The organism is Vogesella indigofera, assembly GCF_028548395.1.
Lineage (GTDB): Bacteria > Pseudomonadota > Gammaproteobacteria > Burkholderiales > Chromobacteriaceae > Vogesella > Vogesella indigofera_A.
Window position 1 is genome coordinate 812491 of the sequence record NZ_JAQQLA010000004.1, and the last position, 13808, is coordinate 826298.

14 protein-coding genes are annotated in these 13808 nt (G+C 64.8%); 6 read left to right on the forward strand and 8 right to left on the reverse strand.

Features of this window, described 5'->3' with window-relative positions; translation table 11 throughout:
- Window position 1: 1 nt before the first annotated feature.
- Window positions 2–3727 carry a methionine synthase gene (metH, locus tag PQU89_RS09585; RefSeq protein ID WP_272765618.1) on the reverse strand — a complete coding sequence of 1242 codons (3726 nt, stop codon included), beginning with the start codon at window positions 3725–3727 and terminating at the stop codon, window positions 2–4.
- 124 nt (window positions 3728–3851) lie between these two features.
- Between metH and PQU89_RS09590 the strand changes: the two genes are divergently transcribed.
- From PQU89_RS09590 to PQU89_RS09605, 4 genes are all read left to right on the forward strand, one after another.
- A complete protein-coding gene (locus PQU89_RS09590) occupies window positions 3852–4610 on the forward strand; it encodes a substrate-binding periplasmic protein (RefSeq protein ID WP_272765619.1) in 759 nt (252 codons plus the stop codon).
- The gene (locus PQU89_RS09595; RefSeq protein ID WP_272765620.1) at window positions 4591–5370 is read left to right on the forward strand and encodes a substrate-binding periplasmic protein; all 780 of its coding nucleotides are present in this window, start codon (window positions 4591–4593) and stop codon (window positions 5368–5370) included. Before PQU89_RS09590 ends, PQU89_RS09595 begins: the two co-directional genes overlap by 20 nt.
- Entirely contained in the window at window positions 5367–5963 is a 597-nt protein-coding gene (locus PQU89_RS09600; protein WP_272765621.1) for a YqiA/YcfP family alpha/beta fold hydrolase, read from the forward strand. The genes PQU89_RS09595 and PQU89_RS09600 overlap by 4 nt, the downstream gene beginning before the upstream one ends.
- A 231-nt stretch (window positions 5964–6194) precedes the next feature.
- Window positions 6195–7169, forward strand: coding sequence for a quinone oxidoreductase family protein (locus tag PQU89_RS09605; protein WP_272765622.1), 975 nt, complete (start codon window positions 6195–6197; stop codon window positions 7167–7169).
- Window positions 7170–7253: 84 nt separating this feature from the next.
- On the opposite strand, the gene PQU89_RS09610 is transcribed toward PQU89_RS09605, so the two are convergent.
- Together PQU89_RS09610 and PQU89_RS09615 are read right to left on the reverse strand one after the other, a co-directional pair.
- The gene (locus PQU89_RS09610) at window positions 7254–7577 is read right to left on the reverse strand and encodes a hypothetical protein (RefSeq protein ID WP_272765623.1); all 324 of its coding nucleotides are present in this window, start codon (window positions 7575–7577) and stop codon (window positions 7254–7256) included.
- A 70-nt stretch (window positions 7578–7647) separates the two neighbouring features.
- Window positions 7648–8055, reverse strand: coding sequence for a hypothetical protein (locus PQU89_RS09615; protein ID WP_272765624.1), 408 nt, complete (start codon window positions 8053–8055; stop codon window positions 7648–7650).
- A gap of 197 nt (window positions 8056–8252) precedes the next feature.
- Between PQU89_RS09615 and PQU89_RS09620 the strand changes: the two genes are divergently transcribed.
- A complete protein-coding gene (locus PQU89_RS09620) occupies window positions 8253–8984 on the forward strand; it encodes a response regulator (protein ID WP_272765625.1) in 732 nt (243 codons plus the stop codon).
- Entirely contained in the window at window positions 8981–10288 is a 1308-nt protein-coding gene (locus PQU89_RS09625; protein ID WP_272765626.1) for an ATP-binding protein, read from the forward strand. Before PQU89_RS09620 ends, PQU89_RS09625 begins: the two co-directional genes overlap by 4 nt.
- Before the next feature lie 68 nt (window positions 10289–10356).
- Here PQU89_RS09625 and PQU89_RS09630 read toward each other — a convergent pair whose 3' ends face one another.
- The 5 genes from PQU89_RS09630 to PQU89_RS09650 form a co-directional block, all read right to left on the reverse strand.
- A complete protein-coding gene (locus PQU89_RS09630) occupies window positions 10357–10548 on the reverse strand; it encodes a YgaP family membrane protein (RefSeq protein WP_047967753.1) in 192 nt (63 codons plus the stop codon).
- A 71-nt stretch (window positions 10549–10619) separates the two neighbouring features.
- Window positions 10620–11018 (reverse strand): hypothetical protein, encoded by a 399-nt coding sequence (locus PQU89_RS09635; protein WP_272765627.1) that lies wholly within the window; start codon window positions 11016–11018, stop codon window positions 10620–10622.
- A 23-nt stretch (window positions 11019–11041) separates the two neighbouring features.
- On the reverse strand, window positions 11042–11911 hold the full coding sequence (locus tag PQU89_RS09640) for a DMT family transporter (protein ID WP_272765628.1): 870 nt from the start codon (window positions 11909–11911) through the stop codon (window positions 11042–11044).
- A 635-nt stretch (window positions 11912–12546) separates the two neighbouring features.
- Entirely contained in the window at window positions 12547–12999 is a 453-nt protein-coding gene (locus tag PQU89_RS09645) for a hypothetical protein (RefSeq protein WP_272765629.1), read from the reverse strand.
- 84 nt (window positions 13000–13083) lie between these two features.
- Complete coding sequence (locus tag PQU89_RS09650) at window positions 13084–13530, reverse strand: hypothetical protein (RefSeq protein ID WP_272765630.1); 447 nt, start codon at window positions 13528–13530, stop codon at window positions 13084–13086.
- Window positions 13531–13808: the final 278 nt, after the last annotated feature.

The window sequence follows — 13808 nt, forward strand, 5'->3', positions numbered from 1 at the left end:
ATCAGGCGTTGTAGCCGAGGTTGGGCGCCAGGTCGCGTTCGGCCTGCACCACGCTGACTCCGCGGCGTAGCGCGTAGCTTTCCACCTGGTCGCGACTGATCTTGCCGACGCCGAAGTAGCGCGAGTCCGGATGGCTGAAGTAAAAGCCGGACACCGCCGCCGTCGGCAGCATGGCGTAGCCTTCGGTCAGCGTCATGCCGATCGCCGGCGCGTCCAGCAGCTGGAACAGCTCCTTCTTCACGGTGTGGTCCGGACAGGCCGGGTAGCCCGGCGCCGGGCGGATGCCGACGTACTTCTCGTCGATCAGCGCCTCGTTGTCCAGCGCCTCGTCCGCCGCGTAGCCCCAGAACTCGGTGCGCACGCGGCGGTGCATCAGCTCGGCAAAGGCCTCGGCGAAGCGGTCGGCCAGCGCCTTGAGCAGGATGGCCGAGTAGTCGTCGTTGGCGGCTTCGAAGCGCGCCACGTGCGGGTCGATGCCCAGGCCGCCAGTGACGGCGAAGGCGCCGATGTAGTCGTCGACACCGCTGTCACGCGGCGCAATGAAGTCGGCCAGACACCAGTCCGGGTTCTTGTTGCCATCCTTGTCGGTCTTCACCAGCTGCTGGCGCAGGCCGACCCAGGTCAGCAGCGGCGCCCGCGTTGCCGGATCGAGAATCTCGATATCGTCATGATTGACGCTCACCGCCGGGAACAGTCCGATCACCGCGTTGGCGCTCAGCCATTTCTCGTCGATGATCTGCTTGAGCATCGCCTGCGCGTCGACCCACAGTGCGGTGGCGGATTCGCCGACCACTTCGTCGCTGAGAATGGCGGGATAACGGCCGGCCAGCTCCCAGCTCTGGAAGAACGGCGTCCAATCGATCACCTCGGCAATCTCGGCCAGGTCGTAATTGACGTAGCGGCGCACGCCCAGCCACTTCGGCACCGGCGGGCTGTAGTGCGCCCAGTCGATGCGGTGGCGCTGTTCGCGCGCGGCAGAGATCGGCAGCAGCTTGGCGTCGCCGCGGCTCTCGAAGATGGCGCGGGCGCGGGCGTAGTCGTCGGACACCTCCTGCACGAAGGCGTCGCGCAGGGTGTCGGACAGCAGGTTGGAACAGACGCCCACCGCACGGCTGGCGTCCGGCACGTAGATCACCGGGCCACTGTAGTTCGGCGCGATCTTGACCGCGGTGTGCACGCGGCTGGTGGTGGCGCCGCCGATCAACAGCGGGATGTCGAAGCCCTGGCGCTGCATTTCCTTGGCCACGTGCGCCATTTCTTCCAGGCTGGGGGTAATCAGCCCGGACAGGCCGATGATGTCGGCCTTGTGTTCGCGCGCGGCGTCGAGAATGGTCTGGCACGGCACCATCACGCCCAGATCGATCACCTTGTAGTTGTTACAGCGCAGCACCACGCCGACGATGTTCTTGCCGATGTCGTGCACGTCGCCCTTCACCGTGGCCATAATGATCACGCCCTTGGCCGGCGCGTCCTGCAGCCCCATACGGATCTTTTCTTCCTCGATGAACGGCTCCAGGTGCGCGACGGCGGCCTTCATCACGCGTGCCGATTTCACCACCTGCGGCAGGAACATCTTGCCGGCGCCGAACAGGTCGCCGACCACGTTCATGCCGTCCATCAGCGGGCCTTCGATCACGTGGATCGGGCGCTCGCACTTCAGGCGCACCTCTTCGGTGTCTTCCACGATAAAGCTGGTGATGCCCTTGATCAGCGCGTGCTCCAGCCGTTTTTCCACCGGCTGGCTGCGCCAGGCGAGGTCTTCGCCCTTCGCTTCCTTGGCGTCGCCACGGAAGCTTTCCGCCAGCGTGATCAGCGCCTCGGTCACCGCCATGATGTCGTCGCCGCGCATCAGCACCACGTCCTCGATGCGCTCGCGCAGCACCGCGTCGACCTCGTCGTACACCTCCAGCGCGCCGGCGTTGACGATGCCCATGGTCATGCCGTTCTTGATGGCGTGGTACAGGAACACGGCGTGGATCGCCTCGCGCACCTTGTTGTTGCCGCGGAAGGAGAACGACACGTTGGACACGCCGCCGGAAATCTTGGCGTGCGGCAGGTTCTGCTTGATCCAGCCGGTGGCCTCGATGAAGTCCAGGCCGTAGCGGGCGTGTTCCTCGATACCGGTGGCCACCGCGAAGATGTTGGGGTCGAAGATGATGTCTTCCGGTGGGAAGCCGACCTCATCCACCAGGATGCGGTAGCTCTTCTCGCAGATCTCGACCTTGCGCGCGTAGGTGTCGGCCTGGCCGACCTCGTCGAAGGCCATCACGATCACCGCCGCGCCGTAGCGGCGCAGCAGGCGCGCCTGCTCGATGAACTTGTCGACGCCCTCCTTCATCGAGATGGAGTTGACGATGCCCTTGCCCTGGATGCACTTCAGGCCGGCCTCGATCACCTCCCATTTTGACGAGTCGATCATGATCGGCACGCGGCTGATGTCCGGCTCGGCGGCGATCAGGTTGAGGAAGCGCACCATGGCTGCGTGGGCGTCCAGCATGCCCTCGTCCATGTTGATGTCGATGATCTGGGCGCCGTTTTCCACCTGCTGCCGCGCCACGTCCAGCGCGGTGGCGTAGTCGCCGTTGAGGATCAGCTTGGCAAACGCCTTGGAGCCGGTGACGTTGGTACGCTCGCCGACGTTGACGAACAGGTCCTTGTCGCCGATGTTGAACGGTTCCAGCCCGGACAGCCGGCACTTCGGTTCGATCTGCGGCAGCGGCCGCGGCGGCAGGTCTTTCACCGCCTGGTAGATGGCGGCGATGTGTTCCGGCGTGGTGCCGCAACAGCCGCCGATGATGTTCACCAAGCCAGCTTCCGCCCACTCGCGCACCTGCGGCGCCATGTCTTCCGGCGTCAGGTCGTAGCCGGTGGGGGCCAGCGGGTTGGGCAGGCCGGCGTTGGCGTGCACCGACACGAAAGTGGCCGAGATGCGCGACATTTCTTCCACGTACGGCCGCAGCAGATCCGGACCCAGCGCACAGTTGAGGCCGAAACTCATCGCGTTGGCGTGCGACAGGCTGTTGTAGAACGCCTCGGTGGTCTGGCCGGTCAGGGTGCGGCCGGACTGGTCGGTAATGGTGCCGGACACCATGATCGGCAGCCGCAGCGTGTCCGGGCGCTCGTCGAAATACTTGTGGATCGCGAACACCGCCGCCTTGGCGTTCAGCGTGTCGAAAATGGTTTCCACCAGCAGGAAGTCGGCGCCGCCTTGCACCAGACCGTCGATGGCCTCGGTGTAGGTCTCCACCAGCTCGTCGAAGGTGACGTTGCGGTAGCCCGGATCGTTCACGTCCGGGCTGATGCTGCAGGTGCGGCTGGTGGGGCCGAGCACGCCGGCACAGAAGCGCGGCTTGTCCGGGGTGGCCGCGGTCATCGCCACGCACAGCTCTTTTACCAGCTTGGCGGCGGCAAAGTTCAGCTCCCACACCAGCTCTTCCATGCCATAGTCGGCCATGGCGATGGCGGTGGCGTTGAAGCTGTTGGTCTCGATGATGTCGGCACCGGCGTCGAGATAGGCCTGGTGGATGCCGGCAATGATCTGCGGCTGGGTCAGCACCAGCAGGTCGTTATTGCCCTTCACGTCGCGCGGCCAGTCGCTAAAGCGCTCGCCACGGTAGTCCGCCTCTTCCAGCCGGTGGCGCTGGATCATGGTGCCCATGCCGCCGTCCAGAATCAGGATACGGCGGGCGAGCAAGTCGTAGGCGGAGTGCTGGGCAATTTTTGACATGGCAAAGGCGGCTTTTTTAAGTAAAACTACGTAGATGCGGAGCCGGTTATCTTAACATTGCGCACGCGGCTGCGAGATCGAATCCTTAGATCGAGCATTTATAACCATCTGGCTGGTGCTTCATATGAAAACCCCACTTCTGGTGCTAACCATTGCCGCTGCCGGCCTGCTGGCCAGCGGCACCCAGGCCGCGCCGGCGCTGCGTATCGGCGTCGCCGACTCCGACTCCGCCCCGATCGTGGTGCTGGCCGGCAGCCAGCTGGTCGGCGGGCTGTCGAAGGAGCTGGGCGAAGAGCTGGGGCGCACGCTGAAGGCACCGGTGGAGTTCATCGTGGTGTCGCGCAAGCGGGTGGAGATGTCGATCGACAACGGCAGCATCGACATCGTGTGCAACACCAATCCGGCGTGGTATGTCGGCGCCTCGCGCGTCGGCTGGACGCGCGAGTTCTACCCGCAGATCGAGCGGGTGATGTCGCTGAAGCCGCACCCGCGCACCATCGACAGCATCGACGAGCTGGCTGGCCAGCGCATCGGCGTCATCGGCGGCTATCACTACACCACGGTGGAGCCGCTGTGGCAGGGCCAGCGCGCCACCCGCGTCAACCAGCCGCGGCTGCCGCTGTTGATGCGCGCGCTGCAGACCGGCATGGTCGACGTGGTGATCAATTCCGAGCTGGAGATGAGCGCCTGGGCGCGCGCCAACCCGGCGCAGGCGGCCAACCTGCGGCTGCATCCGCTGGTGGTGTCGGTGATGCCGACGCGCTGCGCGGTGTCGCCGGGCAGCCGCTACAGCGAGAGCCGGCTCGACCAGGCCATCGGCGAGATGGAACAAAACGGCAGCATCCGGCGTATCCTTGACCGCTATGAATGGAAAAACCGCTAACCGTTGGCCGCAACGGCTGGCCGGCGCCCTGTGCCTGCTGGCCGTGACCCTGCCTGCCACCGCCGCCGACGACACCCTCACCGTCGGCGTCACCGAGAACGACGCAGCACCGTCGATGATCTTTTCCTACAGCCCGCAGCTGCAGCTGGACGGCGGGGTGTGGAAGGACCTGCTGGACAGCATCGGCCACCAGCTCGGCCAGCGCGTGCAGTACCTGCCGCTGGCGCGCAAGCGCATGGACAGCTACCTGCAGAACGGCCAGATCGACATGGTGTGCAACACCAATCCGGCGTGGTGGGAGGCGCCGGAACGCTTCCACTGGTCGCTGCCGCTGTCCGAGCAGGTGGAGCGTTTCGTGTCGCCGCTGACGCTGCACGAGCGCATCACCTCGCTGAGCCAGCTCAACGGCCGCCGCATCGGCACCGTGATCGGCTACCACTACCCGGCACTGGCGTACGCCTTTGCCCACGGCGCGCAGCGCATCGACCAGCAGCAGGCCAACCTGCAGCTGCGCGCCGCCGCCAGTGGCGTGGTCGACGTCGCGGTGGTCGACGAGCTGAGCTTTGCCTGGTGGCTGAAAAACAATCTGCGCGAAGCGCGCCAGGTGCAGCTGCAACCGCTGGTGCTGTCGCGCATGCCGCTCAGCTGCGCGCTGTCGCGCCGCTCGCACCTGGCGCCGGCCAGCCTCAACCACGCGATCCGCACCCTGCAACAGCAGGGCGTGCTGGCCGCCCGCCTCAAGCCTTACCAAGTGCCATGAGCCAGCGTTATCTCTATCTGCACGGTTTCCAGTCCGGCCCGCAATCGCTGAAGGCGCGCGAGACCGCCGCCTGGCTGCAGCAGCACCCGGCCGCCGGCCAGCTGCTGTGTCCGCAGCTGTCACCGTATCCGGCACAGGCGATGCAGCAGCTGCAGTTGCTGATCGCGCAACAGCAGCCGACGGCGCTGATCGGCAGCTCGCTGGGCGGCTTTTACGCCACCGCGCTCGCCGAACAACACCGGCTGCCGGCGGTGCTGATCAACCCGGCGATCTGGCCGGAGCGCGAGTTGCAACACTTCCTCGGCCCGCTGCACAACCCGTACACCGGCGAGGACTACCGCCTCGGCCGCGAGCACATGCAGCAGCTGGCAGCGATGCGGCCCTCGCGGCTGACGCCGGTGCGCTACTACCTGCTGCTGGGCACGGCCGACGCAGTGCTGGACTGGCGCGAGGCGGTGCGCCACTACGCCGGCGCCCGCCAGCTGGTGCGCAACGGCGACGACCACCGCCTGCAGGCGTGGCCACAGCTGCTGCCCGGCGTCGCGCGCTTTGTCGACGACTACTACCGCCGCCAGGCATCGGCCGCCGGCTAAGAGCCGTGTTCCGACCTCGCGCGCTCATGCAAGTCAAGGCAAAAACCGGGGGCGCGGCGTTTAGCTGGATATAAACCCGCATGCCGAAGCCGTTTTCAACGCGGTATCGCCCCATTGAGATAAAGTCGCAGCCGATCGTGAACAGGCTCTAGCGAACACTGTGTTCCCCCGCGCCACGTGCGCTTTGCGGCACACTGCCGCCTGTTACCGACCCCACGCTCCGGAGGCCCCATGAACCTGACCATCCGCCTGTCGCACTGCGGCGGCCCCGACGTCCTGCGCGCCGAACAGGCTGCCATCCCCACGCCGGCCGCCGGTGAGGTGCTGCTGCGCCACACCGCCATCGGCGTCAACTTCATCGACACCTACTACCGCAGCGGCTTGTATCCGCTGCCGCTGCCGTCCGGGCTAGGCTCCGAGGCCGCCGGCGTGGTGGAGGCGGTCGGCGACGGCGTCAGCCACCTGCAGGTCGGCGACCGCGTCGCCTACGCCGGCGGCGCGCAGGGCGCCTACAGCCAGTACCGCACGCTGCCGGCGGCGCTGCTGGTGAAGCTGCCGGACGACATCGACGACGACACCGCCGCCTGCGTGATGCTGCAGGGCATGACCGTGGAGTACCTGATCCGCCGCACCTACGCGGTGGAGGCCGGCCAGACCGTGCTGTGGCACGCCGCCGCCGGCGGCGTCGGCCAGATCGCGGTGCAATGGCTCAGCTCGCTGGGCGTCAACGTGATCGGCACCGTCGGCAGCGCCGACAAGGCCGCCATCGCGCTGCGGCTGGGCTGCAAACAGGTGATCAACTACCGCGAGGAAGACGTGGTGGCGCGGGTGCGCGAGCTGACCGGCGGCCGCGGCGTGCCGGTGGTATACGACTCGGTGGGCAAGGATACCTTCGAGATGTCGCTGGACTGTCTCGCGCCGCGCGGCATGTTCGTCAGCTTCGGCAATGCCTCCGGCGCGGTGCCGCCGTTCGCGCCGCTGCTGCTGTCGCAGAAGGGCTCGCTGTTCTTCACCCGCCCCAAGCTGGGCGACTACGTTGCCACCCGCGCCGAGCTGGAAGCCAGCGCCGAGGCGCTGTTCGAGCGCATCGGCGCCGGCGCGGTGAAGGTGCAGCCCTCGGCGCGCTACGCGCTGGCCGACGCGGCACAGGCGCACGCCGACCTGGAAGCGCGGCGCACCACAGGCTCCATCATCCTGCGGCCCTGAACGCCACGCCGCCCGGATGGCAAAAAGGTTGGCCGCAGCGATGCGGCCAACCTTTTTTAGTGTTCCCTGATGCCAGCACCGCACCTAGTCGCGTTCGGCGTCCTGCTGCTGGCGCCAGCGCTGGTGGCGTGACGGCTTGTCGCGCCGCTCCGGGCGTGGGCCGCGCTCGGCGCCGTCGCCATCCGGCGGCAGGTAGTGCCAGCGGCGCAGCCGTTTCAGCGCCCGCGCCTCTTCCCGCGTCAGCTCGCCGCGCTCCACCGCCTCGCGCAGGCGCAGGTCGCGCAGGCGATGCGGTGGCGCCGCCTCGGCCTGCCACGCGGGCGGGCCGTTGTCGACGCGCCAGGGCGGTGCAGCCAGCGCGCTATTGCCGGCCAGCAGCGCCAGCAGGAGCAGGAAAAGGGCTTTCATGCGTGCATTTTATCCCGCACACCGCCCGACTGCCATGCCGGCAGCGGCGGTGTGCTCAAAGGTCCCCGGCTCAGTTGCCTTTGGCGGCAGCCGGGGTCGCCGGCACGGCGCAATGGGCGCCGTCACCGCGATGGTGGCGCATCTTGTCGCCGCGGTACTGCTTGCCGGCCACCGCTTCCGGCCAGGTCTCGCGTTTGGCGCTGCGCTCGTTGTTGGCGATCAAGGCCTTGGTCTTGGCCTGCAGCTGCTGGTGTAGCTTCTGCATCTGTGCGTGCGCGGCGTCGCGCTCCTTCTTCAGCTGGCTCAGCTCGGCGTCGGTCAGCGCACCGGACATCACCGCCTCGTGGTAGGCGCGCATGTTCTGGCGCATTTCCTCGCGTTGCGGCTTGCCGTCGCCACCAAAGGCGAAAGCAGTCAGCGATACGCCGGCCAGCAGGCTGGCAAGCAGGGTCACGGCAACGGTACGTTTGGCATTCATGGTCAGACTCCTCGGTTACGACATCAAAAGGGGATGAGCTGACTGTACGTGGCAGGTTTTGCGCGGGTATTGCTGCGGCGGCGGCAAGTGTTAATAGGTGTTAACCACGGCAGCCACGTTAACGGCTGTTCATATCCGGGCTGACTTGGCGCGGCAGGCGCGTTACGCTTGGCAGATAAAGACTCGGGATGTGACGGATGGAAAACCACAAGATACTGGTCGTCGACGACGATGTGCGCCTGCGCGAGCTGCTGCAGCGCTACCTGGCGCAGCAGGGCTTCAGCGTTGATACGCTGCCGGACGCGCGCGACCTCGACCGCAAGCTGGCGCGCAACCGCCCGGACCTGCTGGTGCTGGACGTGATGATGCCCGGCGACGACGGGCTGGCGGTGGTGCGCCGCCTGCGCGCGCAGGGCGAGCAGATCCCGGTGATCATGCTCACCGCGCGCGGCGAGGACATCGACCGCATCCTCGGCCTGGAAATGGGCGCCGACGACTACCTGGCCAAGCCGTTCAACCCGCGCGAACTGGCGGCACGCATCCACGCGGTGCTGCGCCGCCATGCGCAGACGCCGGTGGTGATGGCGCAGCACGACGCCGGCCAGGTACTCGGCTTCGGCCGCTGCGAGCTGCACCCGGCGCGGCGCGAGCTGCTGCGCGACGGCCAGCCGGTGACGCTGACCACCGCCGAGTACGCGGTGCTGCTGGCGCTGGCCAGCCACCCACGACGGCCGCTGACGCGCGAACAGCTGATGGAGCTGGCGCTGGGCAAGGGCGGCGGCGAATCGCAAGATCGCAGCATCGACGTGCACATCTCGCGGCTGCGCAAGCTGATCGAGGACGGCGACGGCGCGCCGCGCTATCTGCAGACGGTATGGGGCTACGGCTACGTGTTCGTGCCGGACGGCAAGGCAAGGGAAGCGACATGAACCTGGCGCGCTTCGGCGGCACGCTGTTCCTGCGCCTGGCGGCGCTGGTGGTGCTGGCGGTACTGGCCAGCCAGGTGTTCACGCTGTGGCTGACCGAACAACAGAAAAGCGCGCTGCTGGCGCGGCAGCTGTACGCGCAGGTGCTGGACACGCTGGCCGACTACGAGGAGGCGCTCGACCGGCTGCCGGCGGCGGAGCGCGACGCCTTCCTGCTGCGCAACAACCTGCCCGGCCTGCCGCGGCTGCTGCCGCTGGCACAGGCGCCGGCACAGACCTTTCCCGCCCCCGCCTTTACCGCACCGCTGGAAGCCTGGCTGGGCAGCGCCGTCGGCGAGCCGGTCAGCGTGCGCATGAGCCGCGCCGAACGCCGTGAGCTGTGGATCAAGGTACCGGTGCTGGACAGCCACTACTGGCTGGTGATGCCGCTGCGCCGCTACCTGCCGCCGGCGCTGCAGCCGACGCTGCAGGCCGCCGGACTGGTGGCGCTGCTGTCGGTGCTGGCCGCCTTCGCGCTGGCGTGGCGCACCACGCGGCCGCTGAGCCGGCTGGCCAATGCCGCGCGCCACCTCGAAGCCGGGCGCATGCCGCAGGCGGTGCCGGTCAGCGGCCCGCGCGAGGTGCGCGACGTGATCGAGCGCTTCAACACCATGGCGCTGGCGCTGGACAAGGCCGCCAGTGAGCGGCGGCTGATGCTGGCCGGGCTGTCGCACGACCTGCGCACGCCGCTGACGCGGCTGAAGCTGGCGGTGGAGCTGCAGGACGACCTCGGCGACAAGCCGGGCATGCTCAACGACATCGACGAGCTGTCGCGCATCGTCGGCCAGTTCATCGACTTCGCACGCAGCGAGGAAACGCGGCCGCTGACGCCGCTGGCGCTGGGCGAGCTGATCGACAACGTGCTGACCAAGTTCCGCCGCGACGACATGGACGTTGCCTGGCAGCGCCGCGACGCCACCATCAACGGCGACGCGCTGGCGCTGCAGCGGCTGCTGTCCAACCTGCTGGAAAACGCGCGCCGCTACGGCCGCTCGCCGTTCAGCGTCAGCCTGCAGCCCGGCGCCGGCCACTGCGAGCTGCGCGTGCACGATTGCGGCGCCGGCATCGCGCCGGAACTGCAGCAGGCGGCGCTGACGCCGTTCGAAAGGTTGGCCGCACACCGCGGCAGCGACGGCGGCAGCGGCCTCGGACTCGCCATCGTCAGCCGCGTGGTGGCGCAGCACGGCGGCAGCCTGCGCTTCGACTACCCGCCGGACGGCGGCTTCGCGGTGGTGATCACGCTGCCGACGCTGGCCGACGCCGGCTGAGGGCGTCCGCTGCCCGCAAACAAAAACCGGCCGAGATGGCCGGTTTTTTCATGATGGCGACGAAGCGCTCACGACTTGTGCTTGCAGGTATTGATGCCCAGCAGCGCGTACGGCGGACACCAGCCGAACACGCCGGTGGCCACCGGCACCAGCCCCAGCAGCGCCCACGGCGACGCCGGCCCGATGAAGGCGAGGCTGGTGATCGCCAGTCCCACCACGATGCGGATCACGCGTTCGGTATTGCCGATATTCTGTTTCATCGCCCTGCTCCTTGTTGTCGATAATTCATTATATTCATATATAAATTATTTTCCAATATACAATTTGCAAGTCAGTCGCCATCGCGGCCGCCGCCACGGCCGACCAGCCACGGCGCCAGCAGCAACACCAGCATGCCCAGCCCGAGATAACCGCCGGCGCGCGGATCGTAATCCGCCAGCAGCCGCTCAGACGGATAGCCCAGCAGCGTGCCGAGGCCGAACTCGAACAGCAGCATCAGCAGCAGCCACAGCGCACCGGCCTGCAGCTGTTGCGCCGGCGTGCGCAGCTGCAACCAGCGCCGCGTCAGCCAGGTAAGCAGCAGGATCAGCAGCGCGCCGCTCACCACCCCCAGCTGCCGCGCCGCCGGCTCGCCCAGCCACGGCACCAGCCACAGCCGGCGCAGCACGCCTTGCAGCGTCTCCGCCGCCACGATCAGCCCCCACACCGCCAACACCCTGCGCCAGCGCATCGCCGTCTCCCGCACTGCCCCGTTCAGGCGCGGCGCTGCCAGCTCAGCAGCAGCACCCCGGCCAGGATCAGCACACCGCCGGCCAGCATCGCCACGCTCACCACCTCGCCCAGCCACAGCGCGCCCCACAGCACCCCGAACACCGGCACCAGATAGGTGACGCTGCTGGCGCGGGTAGCGCCCAGCTTCTCGATCAGGCGGTAGAAGATCACGTAGGCAAACGCGGTACAGGCCAGCGCCAGCAGCAGCACCGCGCCCCACACCGTGGCCGTCGGCGCCTGCGGCGGCCACGTCCACAGTGCCAGCGGCAACAGCAGGATGGCGCCGGACGCCAGGCTGCCGGTCGCCGTCACCAGCGGCGGCAACCCCGGCAGCCAGCGCTTGGCCATGTGCCCGGACCAGCCGTAGCAGGCGGTGGCGCCCAGCATCGCCAGCACCGGCAGCGCGCTGTCCAGCCCGAACGCCGCACCGCGCCCCAGCGTCAGCACCAGCACCCCGGCCAGCCCCAGCGCCAGCCCGGCGGCGCGCTGCCGCGTCATCGCCTCACCGGCCAGCGGCATCGCCCACAGCGCGGTCATCAGCGGCGTGGTGGCGTTCAACACCGACGCCACCCCGGCCGGCAGCGTCAGCGTCGCCCACGCGATCAGGCAGAACGGCAGCGCCGACAGGAACACGCCGACCACGGCGATGGCGCGCCAGTGCTGCCGCCACAGCCCGAAGCCGCCTGGCTGCCACCACAACAGCGGCAACAACGCCAGCGTCGCCACGCCGAGGCGCAGCGCGATCAGTGGGAACGGCCCCAGCGCCGGCACCGCCACGCGCATGAACAGGAAAGAACCACCCCACATCGCCGCCAGCAGCAGCAACCACAACCAGTCGCGCGGCTCCGTCATCGCCGTACTCCCGCCACGCCCGTCATATTCGTTACCGTCATCATCACGCCCTCGCGAAAATAACAGTGTAGGCAAACGCGAGCGGCATGACGATCCGATTCTTGCTTTGCAGTCAGGGTTTCCGGGCAGCACGGTAGGGTGCATCACCCAGGGCGATGCACCACGACGGCGGCTTGCGGCCAACCTTGTCGCGGCAAGCGGTCTGGATTTTGGGCCACGGAAGTACACGGAAAGACACGGACAAAGGCGGCCTTGACCACGAAAAGACACGAAAATAAAAACGGAAAGGTTGGCCGCAAACCGGTTCAATCGCCAGCCGGAATCGGACCGACGCACCCGTTCCCGTTGGCGCAAGCCGTGACAACTGTCGCCAGCCCGGGAACAAGCCGCCCTCTTTTGAGCGCAGCGTATGGGCGGCGCCGGGATGGCGGCAGTTGTCGCGGGGATTCTTGCGCCTCCGGGAAGAGCGGGGATTGAAAAGGGGGATACGGTATCCCCCTTTCCCGCCCGCCGCGCGGAAGCGGCAGATAAAAAACATCCGCGCAGCGGATTCAACACATCAAAAACAAGGTTGGCCGCAAACCTTCTACGGCTTGCGGCCAACCTTGGTCATTCAAACGTCGGACTTCGCAAGCTCAGCCCAACCTACCGTGCTGATAAAAATCCCTCAAAACACACGCACATACCTCTTGGTCTATAAGAACACAATCAAACCCATTAACAAAATCAAGAATTAAACCAAAATCATACTCAACAAACTCACTCTCACACAAATGAACCCATGCGATCTTTTTTCCATAAAACGCCTCCAAAAATCCAGATGCCAATTCTGCATTATAAAGATCAAATAATTCACCATTACCATGACAAAATTCTTCAAAATCACAAACATTAATTTCACCAGCTTCAATTGCCATTTTCAAATTAATAACATCAGCATCACCAACAATTTGACTAATTACTATTAATTCAACCCTACCCATAAGTTGCATTTCCAGATGCCTACAATCAGCCTCTGAAAATGGGCATTCAACCACTCCAAATCTCGTATAAATATCAAACTCTCGCACATTTTTTCTTGCAATCATAACAACCCCTTATGGATAGCGAACTTTTATGTCTTGACTCCCTCTTGGCTCATTCAATCGCGGTAACCCTTTAGCTTAGCAAGCTCAGTCCAACCTACCGTGCCTGTTAAAAAAACATGACTTATTAATTATAAAAACAAAAAGCGAGGACATTATTTCAATAATAAAACCAATAATCGGCAGCATCCAAGTACCAAACAACACCCACAAACTCAAAAATATTGCGCCACTCGACTCTCTTCCCCATTTTGGCACATTCAAATATTCAAGCTCATCAATAAATCCGTCTCCATCGAGATCGAATTTATAATATTCATGCTGAAAATAAACATAATAACCAACTGCAAACAAAAATCCAATCACAAGGAAAATCACAGCGGACATTAAAATTCGTCGATAGATTTTCACTTCTTGCAATCTAGGGAAAACACACCCGATAACAACTCCAACAACAATCAACCCACAAAAATAATAATAACCTCCACAAAGAAGTTCAAATAAAACATCAAATCCAAACTTTAAGACTTCCATTAAGCCACCCTGCATTTAAGAACTCAGCAAGCCTTCAATCGGCTGTTTAGATCATTTAACTGACGTCACTTCGAGCTTTTTATATTTGAAATATATATATTTCAATTCATGCCAATAGATATGGATGACCTCCTTCTGATTCGCCCCCCGGTTCATTTTGTTCAACCTAATGGCTTCTACCATTCTGATTACATCATACTAAGTCTAACTTACAATCCAAAATACTCCAAAGGCATTATGTTGCTCACAATGACAAAAGGGCAAACCGTGACGGCTTG

What these genes read in the sequence shown, in the direction of transcription:
- PQU89_RS09650 (WP_272765630.1), bottom strand. Translation starts at nt 13,530, where the DNA reads ATGGAAGTCTTAAAGTTTGGATTTGATGTTTTATTTGAACTTCTTTGT.
- PQU89_RS09640 (WP_272765628.1), bottom strand. Translation starts at nt 11,911, where the DNA reads ATGACGGAGCCGCGCGACTGGTTGTGGTTGCTGCTGCTGGCGGCGATG.
- PQU89_RS09635 (WP_272765627.1), bottom strand. Translation starts at nt 11,018, where the DNA reads ATGCGCTGGCGCAGGGTGTTGGCGGTGTGGGGGCTGATCGTGGCGGCG.
- PQU89_RS09615 (WP_272765624.1), bottom strand. Translation starts at nt 8,055, where the DNA reads ATGAATGCCAAACGTACCGTTGCCGTGACCCTGCTTGCCAGCCTGCTG.
- PQU89_RS09620 (WP_272765625.1), top strand. Translation starts at nt 8,253, where the DNA reads ATGGAAAACCACAAGATACTGGTCGTCGACGACGATGTGCGCCTGCGC.
- PQU89_RS09595 (WP_272765620.1), top strand. Translation starts at nt 4,591, where the DNA reads ATGAATGGAAAAACCGCTAACCGTTGGCCGCAACGGCTGGCCGGCGCC.
- PQU89_RS09630 (WP_047967753.1), bottom strand. Translation starts at nt 10,548, where the DNA reads ATGAAACAGAATATCGGCAATACCGAACGCGTGATCCGCATCGTGGTG.
- PQU89_RS09645 (WP_272765629.1), bottom strand. Translation starts at nt 12,999, where the DNA reads ATGATTGCAAGAAAAAATGTGCGAGAGTTTGATATTTATACGAGATTT.
- PQU89_RS09605 (WP_272765622.1), top strand. Translation starts at nt 6,195, where the DNA reads ATGAACCTGACCATCCGCCTGTCGCACTGCGGCGGCCCCGACGTCCTG.
- PQU89_RS09590 (WP_272765619.1), top strand. Translation starts at nt 3,852, where the DNA reads ATGAAAACCCCACTTCTGGTGCTAACCATTGCCGCTGCCGGCCTGCTG.
- PQU89_RS09625 (WP_272765626.1), top strand. Translation starts at nt 8,981, where the DNA reads ATGAACCTGGCGCGCTTCGGCGGCACGCTGTTCCTGCGCCTGGCGGCG.
- PQU89_RS09610 (WP_272765623.1), bottom strand. Translation starts at nt 7,577, where the DNA reads ATGAAAGCCCTTTTCCTGCTCCTGCTGGCGCTGCTGGCCGGCAATAGC.
- PQU89_RS09600 (WP_272765621.1), top strand. Translation starts at nt 5,367, where the DNA reads ATGAGCCAGCGTTATCTCTATCTGCACGGTTTCCAGTCCGGCCCGCAA.
- metH (WP_272765618.1), bottom strand. Translation starts at nt 3,727, where the DNA reads ATGTCAAAAATTGCCCAGCACTCCGCCTACGACTTGCTCGCCCGCCGT.